This is a genomic window from Exiguobacterium sp. 9-2 (assembly GCF_036287235.1).
GTDB lineage: Bacteria > Bacillota > Bacilli > Exiguobacteriales > Exiguobacteriaceae > Exiguobacterium_A.
The window spans coordinates 2,430,816-2,449,142 of the sequence record NZ_CP142850.1 but is presented as its reverse complement, the minus strand read 5'-3'; the positions used below and the strand labels follow the sequence as shown (position 1 = coordinate 2,449,142).

Here is an 18,327-nt window from a genome sequence, read left to right as displayed (position 1 = left end):
TTTTATGATATACTGAAAAAGAAGCGAAAAAATACACACGGAACTGTTGTCTGGAGGGCGAAAAGATGGAACAGAATCAACCGCAACTTGTCATCATCACGGGTATGAGTGGGGCTGGGAAGACTGTCGCAATGAACAGCTTTGAGGACTTAGGCTATTTTTGTGTCGACAATCTACCCCCGACGTTACTGCCGCATCTCATCGAAGTCATTGGACAAGTGCGTCCTAAAATCGCCGTTGCCATCGATACCCGCGCGCGTGATTTCATCGACAGCTTTTTTGTCGTCTATGAGGATTTAAAGAAAACGGACTTACAAATCCGGATGCTGTACCTTGATGCACGAAACGATGTCCTTGTCCGCCGTTATAAGGAATCGCGTCGTTCGCATCCACTTGCCCCGACGGATTCACCATTGATTGGAATCGAACGTGAACGGACGTTGCTCGAAGGATTCCGCGATAAAGCACAGATGCTGATTGATACGAGTGACATCAAGCCGCTTGCACTGAAAGAACGTCTCTTAAAGGAGTTCACGGAAGGCACACGGATTCCGTTCACGGTCAACGTCATGTCGTTCGGCTTTAAACATGGCTTACCGCTTGATGCGGATCTTGTCTTTGACCTGCGCTTCTTACCGAACCCGTTCTACATTCCAGAGTTGCGTCCAAAAACTGGACTTGACGAGGAAGTGGCATCGTACGTCATGCAATGGCCGGAAGCAAAGCTGTTCTATAAAAAACTCGTCGACCTGCTCGAATTCCTGATTCCGCAATACGAGCGGGAAGGGAAGTCGCAACTCGTCATCGCCCTCGGTTGTACAGGTGGGAAACATCGCTCAATCACGTTTGCAGAAGCGATCAGTAAAGAATTTGCGACGCAGTATCATATTGAGACGAATCACCGGGATTATGTGTATGCGAAGGGGGAGAAGTGATGAAATGGGAACGTAAAGTCGTCGCTGTCGGTGGTGGAACAGGACTCTCGACGCTTCTTCGTGGACTGAAACATTACCCGCTTGACATCACAGCCATCGTCACCGTTGCTGATGACGGGGGCAGTTCTGGTCGTTTGCGGACGGAATTCAATATGTTGCCGCCGGGCGATATCCGAAACGTCATCGTCTCCTTATCGAAGTCAGAGACATTGATGGACCGGATCATGCAGTACCGGTTCGAGACCGGGGAAGGACTGCATGGTCATTCACTCGGAAATCTGATGTTGACGGCAGCAACCCAACTTTGTAACGGTTCGTTCGTTGAAGCGATCGGTGTCATGGGGCAACTGTTGAACGCGGAAGGAAAAGTCTATCCGGCGACGGAACGGACGATCACACTTTGTGCCGAGTTTGAGGACGGGACGATCGTCAAAGGCGAGTCGTTGATTCCGAAGGTCGGTAAGAAGATTGAACGGATATTCCTTGAAGAACAAGATGTCCGTCCAGTACCGGAAGCGATTCAGGCGATTCTTGATGCCGATGTCATCGTCCTTGGTCCGGGTAGTCTCTATACGAGTATCATCCCGAACGTTCTGATCGACGAAATCCGGGAAGCAATCCAGCAATCGCTAGCTCCAGTCGTCTACATCTGTAACGTCATGACGCAGCCCGGTGAGACGACGGCGTTCACAGCCAATGAACATTTAGCGGCACTCGAACGCTTCCTCGGACAAGGAGTCGTCGATACGATCATCGTTAATAATGAATCGATCGATGCGAGTTACCTGAAGAAATACCAAAAGGATCACGCTGACATCGTCACCTATAATGAAAAACAATTCGAGTTAGCAGGCGTTGAAGTGCTTGCGGACGATATCGTCGATTACAATCATCACTTCATCCGTCATGACTCAGATGCTGTCGCAAGCCTCGTCATGCGAAAAGTGTTGTCGATTCGACGGATGCGTCAACTCGAAGGAAAGGAGGAGCTGACATGAGCTTTGCCTCAGAAGTCAAAAAAGAATTAACGCAGATTCCGATCACCGATCACGAGATGAAGGCGGAACTCGCGGCGCTTGCCCGGATGAACGGTGCGATCTCGTTCGGTCTCGGACGTGGTCTGACACTCGATATCTCGACCGAGAATGCCTCGATTGCCCGTCGGATCTATTCGCTTTTGAAAAAAGCATACGGGGTTCATCTCGATCTGCTCGTTCGGAAGAAAATGCGTCTGAAAAAGAATAATGTCTACATCGTCCGCGTCAAACAACAGGCGGATAAGATTTTGCAAGACCTCGGGATTTTAGGAGAAGGATTCACGATGATTCGTTCCATCAGTGACACGATCTTAAACGATGAACGAAAAGCACGCGCGTATTTACGAGGGGCGTTCCTCGCCGGGGGTTCGCTCAACAATCCGGCGACGTCGTCGTATCACTTGGAGATCTTCAGCTTATATGAAGAACACAATGCGGCGCTCCGCGGTCTATCAAACGTTTTTGATTTGAACGCAAAGGCAATCGAACGGAAAAAGGGACATATCCTTTATATCAAGGAGAGCGAGAAGATTTCTGATTTCCTCAAGCTCGTTGATGCGACACAATCGATGCTACGGTTCGAGGACGTCCGGATCTTAAAAGATATGCGTAACTCGGTCAACCGTCTCGTCAACTGTGAGACAGCGAACCTCAACAAAACGGTTGGCGCAGCATTACGCCAAGTCGAAAATATTAAGTTCCTCGAGCGAACGGTCGGACTCGATGTCTTACCGGATAAATTGAAAGAGATCGCGATCTTGCGCGTGACACATCAAGACGTCACGTTGCAAGAGCTTGGTGAGATGGTCGAAAGCGGCTCCATCTCAAAATCAGGGATCAATCACCGGTTGCGGAAGATTGATCAAATCGCTGAAAAAGTACGAAATGGCGAGTCGATGACAGGGGCCATATAAGAGGGTCGCTTGCGGGATGAACCATAGTCTACTATAATATATAGTCGATGCAACTAAATGTTCGAATTAAGGAGTTTTTGAAATGGCTAACGAAAAGAAACGTATTTCGCTGACAGTCGATGCGAAGTTTGATGAAGTGTTAACAAAAAAAGCAAAAGCAATCGGTGTACCGAAAAGCACACTCGTTGCGTTCGCAACATCTTTATTCCTGAAACAATTACAAGCAGAAGAAGAGCTTTCGCCACATGCGAACGCGATCTACTCGCTGATTCGTGAAAACCACGATATCGTTTCAGACATCACAGACTTGATCGACTGATCATCGCCCTCTCGTTCTATAAGGAACGGGAGGTTTTTTTGTATGTAACGATAACCGACAAGGCTTCGATTTTCTATGGATACAAAAAAAGTGCCTCCCGAAGAAGACACTCTGGATGACTTATGCACGTTCCATGACGCGGTCGATGAGACCGTAATCAGCAGCAGCTTGTGCTGACATGAAGTTGTCACGCTCTGTATCGCGTTCGATGACTTCAAGTGGTTGTCCTGTGTTTTCAGCCATGATTTTGTTGAGGTGCTCACGCATTTTGATGATACGCTCCGCATGGATTTTGATATCCGATGCTTGACCTTGTGTACCACCGAGCGGTTGGTGGATCATGATTTCAGCGTTTGGTAACGCGAAACGTTTTCCTTTTGCGCCTGCTTGTAGCAAGAACGCACCCATCGATGCTGCCATACCGATACAAATCGTTGAGACTTGTGGTTTGATGAAGTTCATTGTATCGTAAATCGCCATACCGGCAGTGATCGAACCACCTGGACTATTGATGTAAAGCGAGATTTCTTTATCTGGATCTTCTGCTGCTAAGAACAGAAGTTGGGCAACGACTGAGTTGGCGACGTTGTCGTCAATCGCGCTCCCGAGAAGAATGATGCGGTCTTTTAGCAAACGTGAGTAGATATCGTAAGCACGTTCCCCGCGGTTTGTTTGTTCGATGACTGTTGGAATTAACATAGTCTTTGCCTCCTTATAGTTGGTATGTAGCTTCCTATTCGACTTATCCTTATCATAATCCTTTGGTCAATATTGGTCAAAAGATACGATGCGACTTTTAGGTATTTTTCCATTACAAGGGCAAACGAAACATATCAGTATAGAAAAAAGGCAATGCCATTGCTGGCATTGCCTTGTGGTTGAATAAATGGTACACCCGGAGAGATTCGAACTCCCGACACCTGGTACCGGAAACCAGTGCTCTATCCCCTGAGCTACGGGTGCATCTGATGTACTGAACAATTAATAGTATAGCGACATTTTTTCAGAAAAGCAATAGGGAAGGATGACTTTTCTTTTCTCTAGCGACTCAAAAGGGGTTCAGAGCATGTTTTTCAAAACGTTTCTTCTATAATAAGAAGTGAGGGAGGGAAATCGATGGATCAACGCCAGGAACAAACGCAACAGATGACGTTATCGGCGTCACAACAGTATCAGTTACACGTACTTGAGCAACCAGCGGCAGAACTCGAGGAGGAATGGCGGCGGTTAAAACGACGATTGCACCGCCATTACCCGAATCAGGTTTCGTTAGAGGCCGAGCAGATGGCAGGACATTTGGCATCCTATGAAGACGAGCTTCTTGCACAAATACGTTTAGAATCAGTCAGACAGGAAATAGGATATATGGCGGAACAACTCATCGTGTATTTAGAAGCGGACGGTTTATTGCGGACATCGGACGAGGAGCTCGCTGCATCCTTCTCGACCGATGTCGCAACGATTACAGAAGCACGGACACTCTTACAACAATGTGAACCAGTCGGCATTGCTGCCCGCTCGGAGCGCGAGTGCCAATGGTTACAGGCGATCGAGCTAGACGACGCAGAATTGATCGGACTGACGGATCGGTTACGACATGAACCGGCGAGTCAAGTGTTCGCGCAGTTCAGTGAACAGGATCGAGCACGGTTGCGAAAACGATTGACGCGCCTGAGCCGGACACCGGATCTTCCTAAAGAAGAACGACCGGTCATGGCAGAAGCACGGATTCACCTGTTAGATGGAAAACTTCAGATCGACTGGATGACACTCGACATGGATCAGAAGTGGCTCGGATTAAAAGAGGCAACGCCTTTTTTGCGCGCGTACGAACGACGTCGCGTTACGATGCATGCTATCCTCTCGGTCTTGCTTGAGCGACAAGAACGCTGGTTCAAGGGAGAACTGCATCTTGAGCCACTGACGAAAAAACAAGTCGCTGAGGCGACGGGGCATCATCCGTCAACGATTGGTCGAGCGATTGCTGCGAAGTATGTCGAGACGGTTCATGGTCTCGTTGCTTTAGAAGACTTGTTCGTCTCACGGACGACAACCGGAGATTCGAGTTTTTTAATTAAACGGCGGATCGCCGAATACATTCAACATAGCGATCGTCCGTTAAGTGATCAGCAATTGACGGATCGTCTGCAAGCAGACGGTCTGACAGTCGCGCGACGGACGGTTGCGAAATATCGGGCAGCACTTGGTTTAACGAAAAAAACGATGCAGCAAAGGAAGGCGCAATCAGAATGGGATTAAAACGACACAGACACTTAACACTCTATTCACGTCCGGGATGTACGCTATGTGAAGAGGCCGCCATCTTACTCGACTTCGTACTCGATGAGTTTCCGGAATGGACATTCGAGGAAGTCAACATCGATCAGGATGAAGCGCTCAGTCTACGGTTCTTATATGAAATTCCGGTCGTCATGCATGACGAGGAAATCTGGAGTTATGGCAAATTTGAGACGGAAACGATAAGAAACCGCTTACTTCAAAAAACTTGAGAAACGAGACTTGCAAGGCGAGAAATGGACTGTTATGATAACGGTGTACCAAGTGGGACACGTTATGACATGCGGGACAAAAAGCGTCCAGCTACTTGAGAGGAGAGGGAAATACATGATTCGGCAGTTAGTCCAGATCCAAAAACGAATCGTGCCTGATCTGATCGAAGAAATGCAGACACGCTACGACATCCTTCATTACGTACGACTGATGCAACCAATCGGACGACGTACGCTTGCGACAAGCCTTGGCTTGACGGAACGCGTCTTACGGCGGGAAGTTGACTTCTTGAAGCAGCAAGACCTCTTAGAGGTCGCGACGCAAGGGATGTCCTTGACAGATGAAGGACGAAACGTTCTTCGCAGCATGCACAGCATCATGGGAGAACTCGCAGGGATCTCAGACATGGCGAAAGCCTTAAAAGAGAGACTTGGAGTACGGGACGTCGTCATCGTACCGGGTGATTCCGATGAAACCTTCTGGGTACAACGAGACATGGGGCGGGCGACCGTCGCACGACTCAAACGAGAGCTTTCTTCAGACCATCACAATACGATCGCTGTCACAGGCGGTACGACGATGGCTTCCGTCGCGGCGATGATGTCGCCAGACAAGGAACACCGTCCGATGACGTTCGTTCCGGCACGCGGAGGACTGGGAGAAACGCTCGAACTACAAGCGAACACAGTATGCTCACGGATGGCGTCACGCGCTCAAAGTGATTATCATCTGCTTCACATCCCGGACATGGTCAGTACAGAGACGTTCGTCAAGATGATTGAAGAGCCGAGCATAAAAAATGTGCTTCAAATGATTAAAGGTGCTTCAATCGTGGTACATGGAATTGGTGAGGCGAAAACGATGGCAAAACGTCGTCGCGCGTCTGAGGATCTCCTGACCCGACTGGAACATGAACAGGCAGTAGCGGAAGCATTCGGATATTACTTCGACCGAGACGGGAACATCGTGCACCGGGTCAAGACGGTTGGTCTCCAACTGGCTGACTTGAAGCAAGTCGAACACGTCATCGTCGTCGCAGGTGGTCATTCGAAGGCAGAAGCGATCAACGCCTATGTCAAACAGTCGCCGGACATCATCCTGATCACGGATGAAGGCGCAGCAGCTTCGATTTTGAAAGGGTAACCCCCTTTTGAATAATAGATAACTCGCTTTACATTAAAAGGAGGAAAATTATCATGGCAGTAAAAGTTGGTATTAACGGATTTGGACGTATCGGACGTTTGGCACTTCGTCAAATTCTTCAATTCGATGGAATCGAAGTAGTCGCGATCAACGACCTTACAGACACTAAAATGCTTGCACACCTTCTCAAATATGATACGACTCAAGGTCGTTTCGACGGCGAAGTTGAAGTACACGACGGTTACTTCCTCGTCAACGGTAAAGAAATCAAAACACTTGCTAACCGCAACCCAGAAGAACTCCCATGGGGCGAGCTCGGTGTTGACATCGTTCTCGAATGTACTGGTTTCTTCACAGACAAAGAAAAAGCTGAGCTTCACTTGAAAGCTGGCGCTAAAAAAGTCGTTATCTCTGCACCTGCAACTGGCGACATGAAAACAGTCGTCTTCAACACGAACCACGAAATCCTTGACGGAACTGAAACAGTTATCTCTGGTGCTTCATGTACTACTAACTGTCTCGCGCCAATGGCTAAAGTTCTCCAAGATCAGTTCGGAATCGTTGAAGGTCTCATGACTACGATCCACGCTTACACTGGTGACCAAAACACACTCGACGCTCCACACCCTAAAGGTGACTTCCGTCGTGCACGTGCGGCAGCAGCAAACATCGTTCCAAACTCAACTGGTGCTGCAAAAGCAATCGGTCTCGTTCTTCCAGAACTTCAAGGTAAACTTGACGGATCTGCACAACGTGTACCAGTCGCTACAGGTTCACTCACTGAGCTCGTAACTGTACTTGACAAAAAAGTTTCTGTAGAAGAAATCAACGCAGCAATGAAAGCAGCTGCTAACGAGTCTTACGGTTACACTGAAGACGAAATCGTTTCTTCTGACATCGTTGGTATCTCTTACGGATCACTCTTCGATGCAACTCAAACTAAAGTCATGACAGTCGGCGACAAACAACTCGTTAAAACAGTTGCTTGGTATGACAACGAAATGTCTTACACTAGCCAACTCGTTCGTACACTCAAACACTTCGCAGAAATCGCTAAGTAATTCGAGCAATTAAATAGCAATTGAATAAGAGCGGAAACGATATCAGTCTCCGCTCTTATTGCGGAAAAAAGCGGGAGGGGCATTCGCCCCTCACTATACGTAAGAGACGGAGGACGAATGTATGAATAAGAAATCGATTCGCGACATCGATGTACAAGGAAAACGCGTATTTACACGCGTGGATTTCAACGTACCGTTGGAAGACGGTAAAATCACGGATGACACACGGATCCGTGCTGCACTCCCAACGATCAAACACTTGATCGACGGCGGAGCAAAAGTCATTCTCGCTAGCCACATGGGTCGTCCAAAAGGCGAAAAGAACCCTGAGTTCTCACTTGCACCTGTCGTAGCACGCCTCAGCGAATTGCTTGGTAAAGACATCAAGCTCGTTGAAGAAGCATACGGTCCAGTTGCAGAAGAAGCAGTCAACAAACTCGAAAACGGCGATGTCGTCGTCTTAGAGAACGTTCGCTTCTACCCTGGTGAAACGAAAAATGACGAAGAGCTCGCTAAAGGATTCGCGAAACTCGCTGACGTCTTCGTCAACGACGCGTTCGGCGCAGCACACCGTGCACACGCATCGACAGAAGGTATCGCACACCATGTCGACACTGCAGTTGCCGGTCTTCTCATCGAAAAAGAACTTCAAGTTCTCGGTAAAGCTCTTTCTAACCCAGATCGTCCGTTCACGGCAATCATCGGTGGTTCGAAAGTAGCGGATAAAATCGGTGTCATCGATCACTTACTCGACATCGTCGATACGTTGATCATCGGTGGCGGCTTATCGTACACGTTCCTCACAGCTCGTGGTATCGAAGTCGGTACTTCACTTCTTGAGGTCGATAAAATCGACCAAGCGAAGGAATTCATGAAGAAAGCAGAAGAAAAAGGCGTTAAGTTCCTCATGCCAATCGACTGTGTCATCACGAAGGAATTCGGAGAAGAAACATATGTCGGACCACGTGACATCACAGAGATCCCAGCAGATCACATGTCACTTGATATCGGTCCAAAAACGGTTGAACTCTATGCAGAGGCAATCAAGAACTCGAAACTCGTCGTCTGGAACGGACCGATGGGCGTATTCGAACTCGATAAATACGCAAACGGTACAAAAGGTGTCGCGCAAGCTCTTGCGGACAGTGATGCGTACTCAATCATCGGCGGTGGCGACTCAGCTGCTGCGGCAGAGAAATTCGGTCTTGCTGACAAAATGAGCCACATCTCTACAGGTGGTGGAGCAAGTCTCGAATTCATGGAAGGGAAAGCTCTTCCTGGTGTCGAAGCGCTAAACGACAAGTAATCTAAGTTCACAAGGGAGTGTTTCTCAATGCGTAAACCAATTATCGCAGGTAACTGGAAGATGAATCTGACGCTCAAGGATGCAGTCGCATTCGTTGAGGAAGTCAAAGGAGCTGTACCTGCTTCGACGACAGTCGACGCAGCCGTCTGTGCGCCAGCAGTATTCTTGGCACACTTGACAGAAGCAGCAGCTGGTACGGATCTTAAGATTGGTGCTCAAAACATGTACGACAAAGAGAGCGGTGCGTTCACTGGTGAAATCAGCCCGCTCATGCTCAAAGAACTCGACGTGACATACGTCATCCTCGGTCACTCTGAGCGTCGTGAGTACTTCGGCGAAACAGATGCGTTCATCAACAGCAAAGCGAAAAAAGCGTTCGAGCACGGTCTCGTTCCAATCGTTTGTGTAGGTGAAACACTGGAAGAGCGTGAAGGCGGCAAGTTCGAAGACGTCATCCGCGAACAGACAGCAAACAGCCTTAAAGGTCTTACTGTCGACCAAGTGAAAAATCTCGTCGTTGCTTACGAGCCTGTCTGGGCAATCGGAACAGGTAAATCAGCGACAGAACAAGATGCACAAGATTCTTGTAAATTCGTCCGTGACGTCGTTGCAGCTGAATTCGGTGCTGAAGCAGCAGAAGCTGTCCGCATCCAATACGGTGGTAGCGTCAAACCGGAAAACATCAAAGAATATATGGCTCAACCAGACATCGACGGCGCGCTCGTCGGCGGTGCAAGTCTTGAGACAGGATCGTTCCTCAAACTGTTGGAGGCGATTTAAATGAAAAAACGTCCAGTCGCACTGATCATCCTTGATGGTTTTGGTATGCGTGACGAGGAGTTCGGAAATGCCGTTACGGCGGCAAACAAACCGAACTTCGACCGTTACTGGGGTCAATACCCGCATACGTTGTTGAATGCGAAAGGTGAATACGTCGGTTTGCCTGAAGGTCAAATGGGGAACTCAGAAGTGGGTCACCTGAACATCGGTGCAGGTCGCGTCGTCTATCAATCGCTATCCCGAATCAACAACGCGGTCAAGGATCGCTCGTTCTTCTCGCGTCAAGCGATGAACGATGCGGCAGGTCACGTGAAGAAATACGGTTCAGCGCTTCATATCTTCGGTTTGGTCTCTGACGGTGGAATCCACAGTCACATCAACCACTTATATGCGGTGCTCGAATTCGCGAAACTTCACGAAATCGAAAAAGTCTACCTCCATGCTTTCACGGACGGTCGTGACTGCGACCCACAATCGGGTGCTGGTTTCCTCCGTGACGCGCAAGCGAAGATGGATGAATTGAATGTCGGACAATTCGCGAGTATCTCTGGTCGCTACTATGCGATGGATCGCGATAACCGTTGGGAGCGCGTCAAGAAAGTCTATGACGTCATCACGTTCGGTGAAGGTCCAACGACGAAGGATCCAATCGGCATGGTTGAAGCTTCGTACAAACAAGACGTAACGGATGAGTTCATCGAACCAACTGTTGTCGTGCAGGAAGACGGTACGCCAGTCGCACCGATCCACGATAACGATGCGATCGTGTTCTTCAACTATCGTCCTGACCGTGCGATTCAGCTTTCGAAAGTCTACAAAGAAAAAGGTGGCTTCGACGGTTTCGAAATTCCGGACAACGCACCGAAGAACCTGCTACTCGTCTCAATGACGAAGTACTCGGATGCGATTGATACGGACATCGTATTCCCGCCTGAAGACATCAAAAATACGCTTGGTGAGACATTGTCAAAACAAGGTCTCAAACAGCTACGCATCGCGGAAACGGAAAAGTATCCGCACGTCACGTTCTTCTTCAACGGACAACGTGAAGAACCATACGAAGGGGAAGATCGGATCTTGATCCCTTCACCAAAAGTCGCGACATACGACTTGAAACCGGAGATGAGCGTCTATGAAGTTACAGATGCCCTCGTCGACGCAATCAACTCGGACAAACACGACGCGATCATCCTCAACTTCGCTAACCCGGATATGGTCGGTCACTCGGGTATGCTCGAGCCGACGAAAAAGGCGATCGAAGCTGTCGATGAGTGTCTTGGGAAAGTCGTTGACTTGATTCTCAGCAAAGGCGGCGCGGCAGTCATCACGGCTGACCACGGGAACGCGGATAAAGTCCTCAATGCGGACGGCAGTAAGATGACGGCGCATACGACAGAACCCGTTCCATGTATCGTGACGGTCGAGGACGTCGAACTCCTTGAACCACTCACAGGTGCACTCGCTGACCTCGCACCAACGGTCCTTGATCTCCTCGGAGCGGACCAACCAGCAGAGATGACTGGTAAATCGATCGTATTGAAGAAATAATCCCGTCGATCGAAAGAATTACAGCACATATTTCTTACACACAAAAGGAGCGAATTTAAATGTCAATGATTACAGAGATTTACGCACGCGAGATTCTTGATTCACGCGGTAACCCAACAGTAGAAGTAGAAGTTTATACAGAAGATGGCGGTTTCGGTCGCGCACTCGTACCATCAGGTGCATCAACTGGTGAGCACGAAGCAGTCGAACTCCGTGATGGCGACAAAGCACGTTACCTCGGAAAAGGTGTTTTGAAAGCTGTTGACAACGTCAACGAAAAAATCGCACCAGAAATCATCGGTTACGATGTCTTCGACCAAGCTGGAATCGACAAAAAGATGATCGATCTCGACGGTACGAAAAACAAAGGTAACTTCGGCGCTAACGCAATCCTTGGTGTTTCTATGGCTGCTGCACGTGCTGCTGCAGATGAGCTTGGTCTTCCACTTTACACGTACCTCGGTGGATTCAACGCGAAAACATTACCAACACCAATGATGAACATCATCAACGGTGGATCACACGCAGACAACAACGTGGACTTCCAAGAGTTCATGATCATGCCTGTCGGTGCTCCAACATTCAAAGAAGCACTTCGTATGGGTGCTGAAATCTTCCACGCGTTGAAATCAGTTCTTAGCGGAATGGGTCTTAACACAGCAGTTGGTGACGAGGGTGGATTCGCTCCAAACTTGAAATCAAACGAAGAAGCAATCACAGTTATCCTTGAAGCAATCGAAAAAGCTGGCTACAAAGCAGGCGAAGATGTTTACCTTGCAATGGACGTCGCTTCTTCTGAGTTCTACGATAAAGCAGCTGGAAAATACAACCTCGCTGGCGAAGGCAAAGTCCTTTCAACAGAAGAGCTTGTTGAATTCTACGCACAACTCGTTGACAAATACCCAATCATCTCAATCGAAGATGGTTGTGACGAAAACGACTGGGATGGTCACAAACTTCTTACAGATCGTATCGGACACAAAGTCCAACTCGTTGGGGATGACTTGTTCGTAACAAACACTGAGAAACTTGCTGAAGGTATCGAAAAAGGCATCGCTAACTCGATCCTCATCAAAGTTAACCAAATCGGTACGTTGACTGAAACATTCGACGCAATCGAAATGGCTAAAAAAGCTGGTTACACAGCTGTCGTTTCTCACCGTTCTGGTGAAACTGAAGATTCAACGATCGCTGACATCGCTGTTGCGACAAACGCTGGTCAAATCAAAACGGGTTCACTTTCACGTACAGACCGTATCGCGAAATACAACCAACTTCTCCGCATCGAAGACATGCTTTCAGACGTTGCTGTCTACGACGGAATCAAATCATTCTACAACCTCAAGAAGTAATTTCAGGTTGATCGTTTGAATAAGCTATAAGCAAAACCTCCTATTCGTGTGATACGTACACACGGATAGGAGGTTTTTATATCAAGCAATGTCAAACATGAAAATTGCTTTTGTCATCAAAACTATGATGAACTGTCAAAAAATTGATTCATCTGAGTAGATGACTAAAATGTTATACTCATAAATAAGTGCAAATTAAATAGTTATAGGGATTAATTACATCTTGCTCGATGCAGATGAAAATACGTCTAAAGGAGACAGGATCATGTTAAATTCAGATTTAGATATCCGTTTAGAACCACGCATTCAAGAGTTATATCGACTACACAAGGAGCGTTCAGCCAATATTGACTGGAGCTATCACGAGTTCATTCCGTGGGATAAGGCGATGTCATTCAAACGTGTTCCTTGGGACGAAAGCCAAGTCACGCTTCCAGAAGGCGTCATCGTAGCGATTGAGACGGCATTACTGACAGAGGTCAACTTACCGTGGTACACGTCGCATTTAGATTACACGTTCAAGAACTCAATGGAAGTCATCAATGATTTCGTCCGGACGTGGACAGCAGAAGAAGATCAGCACTCGAACTTACTCGAGACGTATTTACTCGTCACACGAAACGTCAATCCAACGCGCCTTCATCAATTAAGAAGACGTGTCGTTGAGAACGGCTGGTTCCCAGACTTCACGAACCCACTAGCGACAATGGCGTATACATCACTGCAAGAGTTAGCGACACTCGTCTTCTATAACAACGTTGCGAAAATCGCAGGGGCACACGACAAAGACTTAGCAACGTTACTCCGTCGTCTAGCGAAAGACGAAGCGCTCCATTATGCGTTCTATCGTGACACGGTCAAAGCACACTTAGAGCTCGACCCGAACTTCATCGTCTTCTTTGAAGATGTCATCATTAACTTCTCGATGCCGGGTGCTGTCATGCCGGACTTTACAGAACGCATGAAGACGATTGCCGTTGATACGAACTATGGACCCCTCCAATACTTCGACCAAGTATTAGATGTCGTCGTCAAATACTGGGGAATCGCTGATTTGGAGCCGACAAGCGAAGAAGCGAAACAATCACAAGCGAACATCATGAAGTATCATGGACGTTTGAAACGCATCAAGGAACGTCAAGAACGTCAACTCGAAAAAGCGAAAATCGACGTCTCAGGAGGCAATTGAACATGAAGTGTGAAATCTGTGGAACTGAAACGAATAACCAAGTCAGTTACTTGGAACTCGATACATGGGAATTCAACTCATTGAACAAAGAAGCAAAAGACTTTTATCCGATTTGTTTTGATTGCTTCGACAAGCATACGAACCATTTCATCGATCAGGAAATGGATCTCGAGTTACGAAAAAAACGTTCACAAATGGTCAACAAAGAAGTAGAAGCTGAAATCGAAGCGATTCTTGAGGCTGAGAATTAAGTTACCTTTTCTATCTGTGAAGTGAAGTCTAACCGGTAGTGCATTGGCGCTATCGGTTTTTTTTGTTGTCCATGAAAAAGCAGTTATCTCTTGATTCACGTGTTTTTCGTGAAAGAAGAAATAACTGCTTTTAACATAAAGTCAGTCTTCAATGAATGTAACGAGATAATGATGGGCAGAATGAAGCGGTGCACGGGTCACGAAAAAGTCCGGGAGATCGACATCGATTCCTAATTCGCGTAACGTATCGGGATCCAAACATTCCTGAATCAAACGTTTGATGTCTTGTAACAGTTCATCGTGCAAATTCGCTTCTTTTGGAAAGGCACGTTTCGCGTCATCGCGCAACAATAGCACGATCGGTGGTAGACCTCGTAAGAGATCGACCTGAAGGGGTTGCTGATGACGTTCGAAATAATCATTCAGACAACTGACGACCCTCATCGAGTGTTCTTCTTTCATCCGATCCCAACTCTCTGTATGTGACTGTAACTCTCTAGCTATTCCCTAATTGAAGCGAGGATATGCATGGAAACTGGAAATCAAGTATTACGAGGACGCTGTTCGGGGTAGAACTAGAGGGAAGGAGGAATCGACATGCTATTTCGGTTTTTGGTTTTAGGGCTTGATACGTCGATTGGTGACATCCCGTTGCGCCTCATCTATTTTACGGAACTCATACTATTCATCGGTTTGTATCAAATCACGAGCCGGTTTTCGCGTCAGAGTCTGATTTTTGGAACGGCACTCGGAATTGGTGGACTGATTGCCATCTTACCCGGTGCGCTCTATATCATCCGTTATAATCCGGAGGATGCCGTCATCGATGTCACGTTCCTATTGATTTATTTGTTTGAGCCGCTGGCAATCGTTGCGTTCGTTGTTGCTTTGATTCGGCGTTTGTTCGTGGAGCGAAAAAGAGCCGGGAAAGCAAAAAGATGAAAGACTTGTCAGCTAGACTCCGATTGTTCATTGATTTCCGTCCAAGACGTCGCTTTCCGCGGGCGGAAGGCAAGCCTCCTCGTCGCGTGTGCTCCTGCGGGGTCTTGCCTATTCCGCTCTTCCCGCAGGAGTCTCCGTCTTTTCCGAAAATCAACAATCTAACGTGCTACTGAGAGGACAAGAAATACACCGTAAGATGGCGTGACGCTGTCTTGCGGTGTATTTGCGTATGCATCCAAATACTTTCTTTCAATAGTGTAAGGAAGAGTAACTGGAAGAATATTCTATAATAGAGGGAGAGCGAAATTAGATCTTAGTTAATTTCGTAAGATCCCGTTGATTATAGGAGTGAGTTTCATGCATAAAATGTTGTTTGGTTTATCTGTCTTAAATAGTCTCTACATTACGAACAACTTATTTACGTATTCCGATAGTTTTTTGAATGCACCTCTTGGCATCACGACTGTTATTGCCGTGACATTGATGTATCTAAACGATAGCGCAAAAAAAGATAAACCGTCGTTGTACACGAAAGCGACGGATGGATTAGGATTCATTAATATTCTGATTGGTCTCTCGCTGATCGTCTTTATTTAAGGATGATTCAGAACGTTCAAATGCATGATTATACGGAATTACCGTAAGTCTGACGCCGTGTCAGGCTTCTTTTTTATGTTTCAATTCAAGAGCTCGAAAAAAAATAAAATATATTTTAGATAAAAAAGATTGATGTGTAACCGGTTACACAATATGATGATTCTTGTAAGCGTTATCAAAAGAAAGAGGTGGCGAAACATGTCGACCATCCGGGAAGTAGCGAAAGCGGCCCATGTCTCCGTCGCGACGGTCTCACGCGTCATGAACGAAAAGGGTTATGTCAGTGAGAAATCGCGTAAGGCGGTGCTTCAGGCAATCAAACAATTGGACTATCGACCGAACCGAGTCGCGCGATCGTTGTTCCAAAAACGGTCCGGACTGATCGGATTGATCGTTCCAGACATCACGAACCCGTTCTTCCCACAACTCGCACGAGCTGTGGAAGATATGGCACATCAACATGGTTTTCAGGTCATTTTGTGTAACACAGACGAACAGTTTCAGAAAGAACGCGAATATATCAAGTCACTCGAGGCGATGCATGTCGACGGATTGATCATCACAACGAACTACTCAAACAATCCGAACTATGAAGAACTCGAAGTGCCGGTCGTAGCGTTAGACCGCGTGTTACAAGGAGCGATTCCGACGGTGACGTCAAACGGATACGAAGGCGGGAAAAAGGCAGCTTCGTTCTTACTTGCTTCTGGTGCGACGGAGCTAGCAGTCATCAGCGGTCCCTCGAAACTCCCGACGATCAAGAAACGCCGGGACGGCTTTGAGGAAGTCGCCGGAACCCATCTCGTCGCAAGCATCGAGTCACCGTTCCACTTTCAAGGAGCGCTCGATGCCGCGAACTATCTCTTTGATCACTATCACTGCAACGGCATTTTTGCCGCAAGCGATGTCATCGCTGCAGCAACGGTGCAAGTCGCTGCGGAACGCGGGATCACGATTCCGGACGAGCTACAAGTGATCGGCTATGACGGCATCGAACTCGGACAAATGATTTCACCACCGTTGACGACGATTGCGCAGCCGATCTATCAAATGGGAGAACTGGCGGCGAAACTTTTGATTCAGCGGATTGAAGGCACACCGATTGCCGCCGTTCATCATGAGTTGACAGTTGAGATCATCGAACGGGAAACGACGAAACGGAAGGATGAGGAAGCATGAAACAAATCAGTGTCATCGGCAGTATCTCGATGGATCTCGTCGTCGAAAGTAAACGCCGCCCAGGCGCAGGCGAAACGGTCATCGGGGATGCCTTTCATACCGTACCGGGCGGAAAAGGGGCGAACCAAGCAGTGGCGGTCGCGCGTCTCGGCAGTACCGTCGAAATGATCGGTTGCGTCGGCAGTGACGCAAACGGTGAAGCGATTCGCGAAAACTTCAAAACGCAAGGAGTACAGACGACACACTTGCAAACGATTGAAGGCGAACGGACGGGAACGGCACATATCACGCTCGCTGAAGGCGATAACTCGATCGTCGTCGTTCAGTCTGCTAATCAACATGTGAAATTTGCGGATGATACACTCGCGCCGATTCTCGCAGACAGTGAAATCATCTTACTCCAGCTCGAGATTCCAATCGAAACGGTCGAGACCGTTGCTCGCGAAGCACATGCAGCCGGCATTCCAGTCGTCTTGAATCCAGCACCGGCGATGTCACTCAGTCCGGAATTGATTGAACACGTCACATACTTAACGCCAAACGAACATGAATGTGGCTTGATCTTCGGACAAGACCAGCCAATCGAACATTGGTTGATGGAATATCCGAATAAATTGATCGTGACCGAAGGCAGTCGCGGGGCACGCTTCTACGACGGTGAGTCGATCGTGACGATTCCAGCGATCGAGACGATCGTCGTTGATACGACAGGAGCAGGGGATACGTTCAACGGTGCCTTAGCCGTTGCGTTAACGGAAGGACAACCGCTCGTCGAGGCAATTCGTTTCGCGAACCGGGCAGCCGGCTTATCGATTCGCGCGCTTGGCGCTCAAGGCGGCATGCCAACACGGGAACAGATGGAGGGAGACGCATGAAGAAACACGGTATCTTAAACAGTCATATCAGCAAGGTCCTGACCGATCTCGGTCATACCGATACGATCGTCATCGCCGATTGCGGCTTACCGATTCCAGACGGGGTCGCCCGAATCGATTTAGCACTGGAACTCGGCACACCGTCATTCCTCGACGTCGTCCGTGTCGTCGCCGGTGACATGGCGATTGAACAACTGACACTGGCGACAGAGATCAAAGAAGCGAATCCGGATGTCCTCGAGCAACTCGAAGCCATGCAGATCGAGACGACGTTCGTTTCGCACGAGGAATTCAAGAAACAGACACAGCAGGCGAAGGTCATCATCCGGACTGGGGAAGCGACACCGTACGCAAATGTCATCTTCCATTCCGGCGTAATCTTTTAAGG

20 protein-coding genes, 1 tRNA gene and 1 pseudogene are annotated in these 18,327 nt (G+C 48.0%); 19 read left to right on the top strand and 3 right to left on the bottom strand.

The features are described from left to right. Positions 1-65 precede the first annotated feature (65 nt). The 4 genes from rapZ to VJ374_RS12870 all read left to right on the top strand — a co-directional run bounded on the left by rapZ (position 66) and on the right by VJ374_RS12870 (position 3,205). Positions 66-935, top strand: coding sequence for an RNase adapter RapZ (gene rapZ, locus VJ374_RS12885; protein WP_035409987.1), 870 nt, complete (start codon positions 66-68; stop codon positions 933-935). Further along, entirely contained in the window at positions 935-1,933 is a 999-nt protein-coding gene (locus VJ374_RS12880; RefSeq protein WP_035409984.1) for a gluconeogenesis factor YvcK family protein, read from the top strand. The genes rapZ and VJ374_RS12880 overlap by 1 nt, the downstream gene beginning before the upstream one ends. Further along, complete coding sequence (gene whiA / locus VJ374_RS12875) at positions 1,930-2,886, top strand: DNA-binding protein WhiA (RefSeq protein ID WP_035409981.1); 957 nt, start codon at positions 1,930-1,932, stop codon at positions 2,884-2,886. Before VJ374_RS12880 ends, whiA begins: the two co-directional genes overlap by 4 nt. Before the next feature lie 82 nt (positions 2,887-2,968). After that, entirely contained in the window at positions 2,969-3,205 is a 237-nt protein-coding gene (locus tag VJ374_RS12870) for a hypothetical protein (RefSeq protein WP_035409978.1), read from the top strand. Positions 3,206-3,325: 120 nt separating this feature from the next. Here the strand turns inward: VJ374_RS12870 and clpP are convergent. Both clpP and VJ374_RS12860 read right to left on the bottom strand, forming a co-directional pair. After that, positions 3,326-3,910: pseudogene (clpP, locus tag VJ374_RS12865) on the bottom strand (ATP-dependent Clp endopeptidase proteolytic subunit ClpP); the annotation flags it as partial. A gap of 182 nt (positions 3,911-4,092) precedes the next feature. Continuing rightward, a tRNA-Arg gene (locus VJ374_RS12860) sits at positions 4,093-4,168 on the bottom strand. Between the two features lie 153 nt (positions 4,169-4,321). Here VJ374_RS12860 and VJ374_RS12855 point away from each other — a divergent pair. The 10 genes from VJ374_RS12855 (at position 4,322) to VJ374_RS12810 (ending at position 14,346) form a co-directional block, all read left to right on the top strand. Beyond that, a complete protein-coding gene (locus VJ374_RS12855; protein ID WP_329468999.1) occupies positions 4,322-5,464 on the top strand; it encodes an RNA polymerase factor sigma-54 in 1,143 nt (380 codons plus the stop codon). Beyond that, positions 5,455-5,715 (top strand): glutaredoxin family protein, encoded by a 261-nt coding sequence (locus VJ374_RS12850; RefSeq protein WP_023469219.1) that lies wholly within the window; start codon positions 5,455-5,457, stop codon positions 5,713-5,715. Before VJ374_RS12855 ends, VJ374_RS12850 begins: the two co-directional genes overlap by 10 nt. Before the next feature lie 115 nt (positions 5,716-5,830). Further along, positions 5,831-6,859, top strand: coding sequence for a sugar-binding transcriptional regulator (locus VJ374_RS12845; RefSeq protein WP_023469218.1), 1,029 nt, complete (start codon positions 5,831-5,833; stop codon positions 6,857-6,859). 53 nt (positions 6,860-6,912) lie between these two features. Further along, complete coding sequence (gap, locus tag VJ374_RS12840; RefSeq protein ID WP_035409970.1) at positions 6,913-7,920, top strand: type I glyceraldehyde-3-phosphate dehydrogenase; 1,008 nt, start codon at positions 6,913-6,915, stop codon at positions 7,918-7,920. 121 nt (positions 7,921-8,041) lie between these two features. Then, positions 8,042-9,226 carry a phosphoglycerate kinase gene (locus VJ374_RS12835; RefSeq protein ID WP_290772986.1) on the top strand — a complete coding sequence of 395 codons (1,185 nt, stop codon included), beginning with the start codon at positions 8,042-8,044 and terminating at the stop codon, positions 9,224-9,226. A gap of 27 nt (positions 9,227-9,253) precedes the next feature. Beyond that, positions 9,254-10,006 carry a triose-phosphate isomerase gene (tpiA, locus tag VJ374_RS12830; protein WP_023469215.1) on the top strand — a complete coding sequence of 251 codons (753 nt, stop codon included), beginning with the start codon at positions 9,254-9,256 and terminating at the stop codon, positions 10,004-10,006. After that, entirely contained in the window at positions 10,007-11,554 is a 1,548-nt protein-coding gene (gene gpmI / locus VJ374_RS12825; RefSeq protein WP_064299425.1) for a 2,3-bisphosphoglycerate-independent phosphoglycerate mutase, read from the top strand. A 59-nt stretch (positions 11,555-11,613) separates the two neighbouring features. Beyond that, on the top strand, positions 11,614-12,906 hold the full coding sequence (gene eno / locus VJ374_RS12820) for a phosphopyruvate hydratase (protein ID WP_087681330.1): 1,293 nt from the start codon (positions 11,614-11,616) through the stop codon (positions 12,904-12,906). A gap of 265 nt (positions 12,907-13,171) precedes the next feature. Continuing rightward, positions 13,172-14,095, top strand: coding sequence for an acyl-ACP desaturase (locus VJ374_RS12815; protein WP_035409958.1), 924 nt, complete (start codon positions 13,172-13,174; stop codon positions 14,093-14,095). A gap of 2 nt (positions 14,096-14,097) precedes the next feature. Further along, a complete protein-coding gene (locus VJ374_RS12810; RefSeq protein ID WP_329468989.1) occupies positions 14,098-14,346 on the top strand; it encodes a hypothetical protein in 249 nt (82 codons plus the stop codon). Between the two features lie 141 nt (positions 14,347-14,487). Here VJ374_RS12810 and VJ374_RS12805 read toward each other — a convergent pair whose 3' ends face one another. Further along, positions 14,488-14,808 carry a hypothetical protein gene (locus VJ374_RS12805; RefSeq protein WP_023469210.1) on the bottom strand — a complete coding sequence of 107 codons (321 nt, stop codon included), beginning with the start codon at positions 14,806-14,808 and terminating at the stop codon, positions 14,488-14,490. 135 nt (positions 14,809-14,943) lie between these two features. Here VJ374_RS12805 and VJ374_RS12800 point away from each other — a divergent pair, with 135 nt between their 5' ends. The 5 genes from VJ374_RS12800 to rbsD all read left to right on the top strand — a co-directional run bounded on the left by VJ374_RS12800 (position 14,944) and on the right by rbsD (position 18,325). Continuing rightward, positions 14,944-15,288, top strand: coding sequence for a hypothetical protein (locus tag VJ374_RS12800; RefSeq protein WP_290772979.1), 345 nt, complete (start codon positions 14,944-14,946; stop codon positions 15,286-15,288). Positions 15,289-15,645: 357 nt separating this feature from the next. Beyond that, positions 15,646-15,885: a hypothetical protein gene (locus tag VJ374_RS12790; protein ID WP_214852552.1), complete on the top strand. Its 240-nt coding sequence runs from the start codon at positions 15,646-15,648 to the stop codon at positions 15,883-15,885. 198 nt (positions 15,886-16,083) lie between these two features. Continuing rightward, positions 16,084-17,064: a LacI family DNA-binding transcriptional regulator gene (locus VJ374_RS12785; protein ID WP_050678689.1), complete on the top strand. Its 981-nt coding sequence runs from the start codon at positions 16,084-16,086 to the stop codon at positions 17,062-17,064. Further along, on the top strand, positions 17,061-17,939 hold the full coding sequence (gene rbsK, locus VJ374_RS12780; RefSeq protein ID WP_313489648.1) for a ribokinase: 879 nt from the start codon (positions 17,061-17,063) through the stop codon (positions 17,937-17,939). The genes VJ374_RS12785 and rbsK overlap by 4 nt, the downstream gene beginning before the upstream one ends. Next, positions 17,936-18,325: a D-ribose pyranase gene (gene rbsD / locus VJ374_RS12775; protein WP_214807627.1), complete on the top strand. Its 390-nt coding sequence runs from the start codon at positions 17,936-17,938 to the stop codon at positions 18,323-18,325. Before rbsK ends, rbsD begins: the two co-directional genes overlap by 4 nt. Positions 18,326-18,327 lie beyond the last annotated feature (2 nt).

What these genes read in the sequence shown, in the direction of transcription:
- eno (WP_087681330.1), top strand. Translation starts at nt 11,614, where the DNA reads ATGTCAATGATTACAGAGATTTACGCACGCGAGATTCTTGATTCACGC.
- whiA (WP_035409981.1), top strand. Translation starts at nt 1,930, where the DNA reads ATGAGCTTTGCCTCAGAAGTCAAAAAAGAATTAACGCAGATTCCGATC.
- VJ374_RS12870 (WP_035409978.1), top strand. Translation starts at nt 2,969, where the DNA reads ATGGCTAACGAAAAGAAACGTATTTCGCTGACAGTCGATGCGAAGTTT.
- VJ374_RS12850 (WP_023469219.1), top strand. Translation starts at nt 5,455, where the DNA reads ATGGGATTAAAACGACACAGACACTTAACACTCTATTCACGTCCGGGA.
- VJ374_RS12785 (WP_050678689.1), top strand. Translation starts at nt 16,084, where the DNA reads ATGTCGACCATCCGGGAAGTAGCGAAAGCGGCCCATGTCTCCGTCGCG.
- gap (WP_035409970.1), top strand. Translation starts at nt 6,913, where the DNA reads ATGGCAGTAAAAGTTGGTATTAACGGATTTGGACGTATCGGACGTTTG.
- rbsK (WP_313489648.1), top strand. Translation starts at nt 17,061, where the DNA reads ATGAAACAAATCAGTGTCATCGGCAGTATCTCGATGGATCTCGTCGTC.
- rbsD (WP_214807627.1), top strand. Translation starts at nt 17,936, where the DNA reads ATGAAGAAACACGGTATCTTAAACAGTCATATCAGCAAGGTCCTGACC.
- VJ374_RS12800 (WP_290772979.1), top strand. Translation starts at nt 14,944, where the DNA reads ATGCTATTTCGGTTTTTGGTTTTAGGGCTTGATACGTCGATTGGTGAC.
- rapZ (WP_035409987.1), top strand. Translation starts at nt 66, where the DNA reads ATGGAACAGAATCAACCGCAACTTGTCATCATCACGGGTATGAGTGGG.
- VJ374_RS12805 (WP_023469210.1), bottom strand. Translation starts at nt 14,808, where the DNA reads ATGAAAGAAGAACACTCGATGAGGGTCGTCAGTTGTCTGAATGATTAT.
- VJ374_RS12845 (WP_023469218.1), top strand. Translation starts at nt 5,831, where the DNA reads ATGATTCGGCAGTTAGTCCAGATCCAAAAACGAATCGTGCCTGATCTG.
- gpmI (WP_064299425.1), top strand. Translation starts at nt 10,007, where the DNA reads ATGAAAAAACGTCCAGTCGCACTGATCATCCTTGATGGTTTTGGTATG.
- VJ374_RS12790 (WP_214852552.1), top strand. Translation starts at nt 15,646, where the DNA reads ATGCATAAAATGTTGTTTGGTTTATCTGTCTTAAATAGTCTCTACATT.
- tpiA (WP_023469215.1), top strand. Translation starts at nt 9,254, where the DNA reads ATGCGTAAACCAATTATCGCAGGTAACTGGAAGATGAATCTGACGCTC.
- VJ374_RS12855 (WP_329468999.1), top strand. Translation starts at nt 4,322, where the DNA reads ATGGATCAACGCCAGGAACAAACGCAACAGATGACGTTATCGGCGTCA.
- VJ374_RS12835 (WP_290772986.1), top strand. Translation starts at nt 8,042, where the DNA reads ATGAATAAGAAATCGATTCGCGACATCGATGTACAAGGAAAACGCGTA.
- VJ374_RS12810 (WP_329468989.1), top strand. Translation starts at nt 14,098, where the DNA reads ATGAAGTGTGAAATCTGTGGAACTGAAACGAATAACCAAGTCAGTTAC.
- VJ374_RS12880 (WP_035409984.1), top strand. Translation starts at nt 935, where the DNA reads ATGAAATGGGAACGTAAAGTCGTCGCTGTCGGTGGTGGAACAGGACTC.
- VJ374_RS12815 (WP_035409958.1), top strand. Translation starts at nt 13,172, where the DNA reads ATGTTAAATTCAGATTTAGATATCCGTTTAGAACCACGCATTCAAGAG.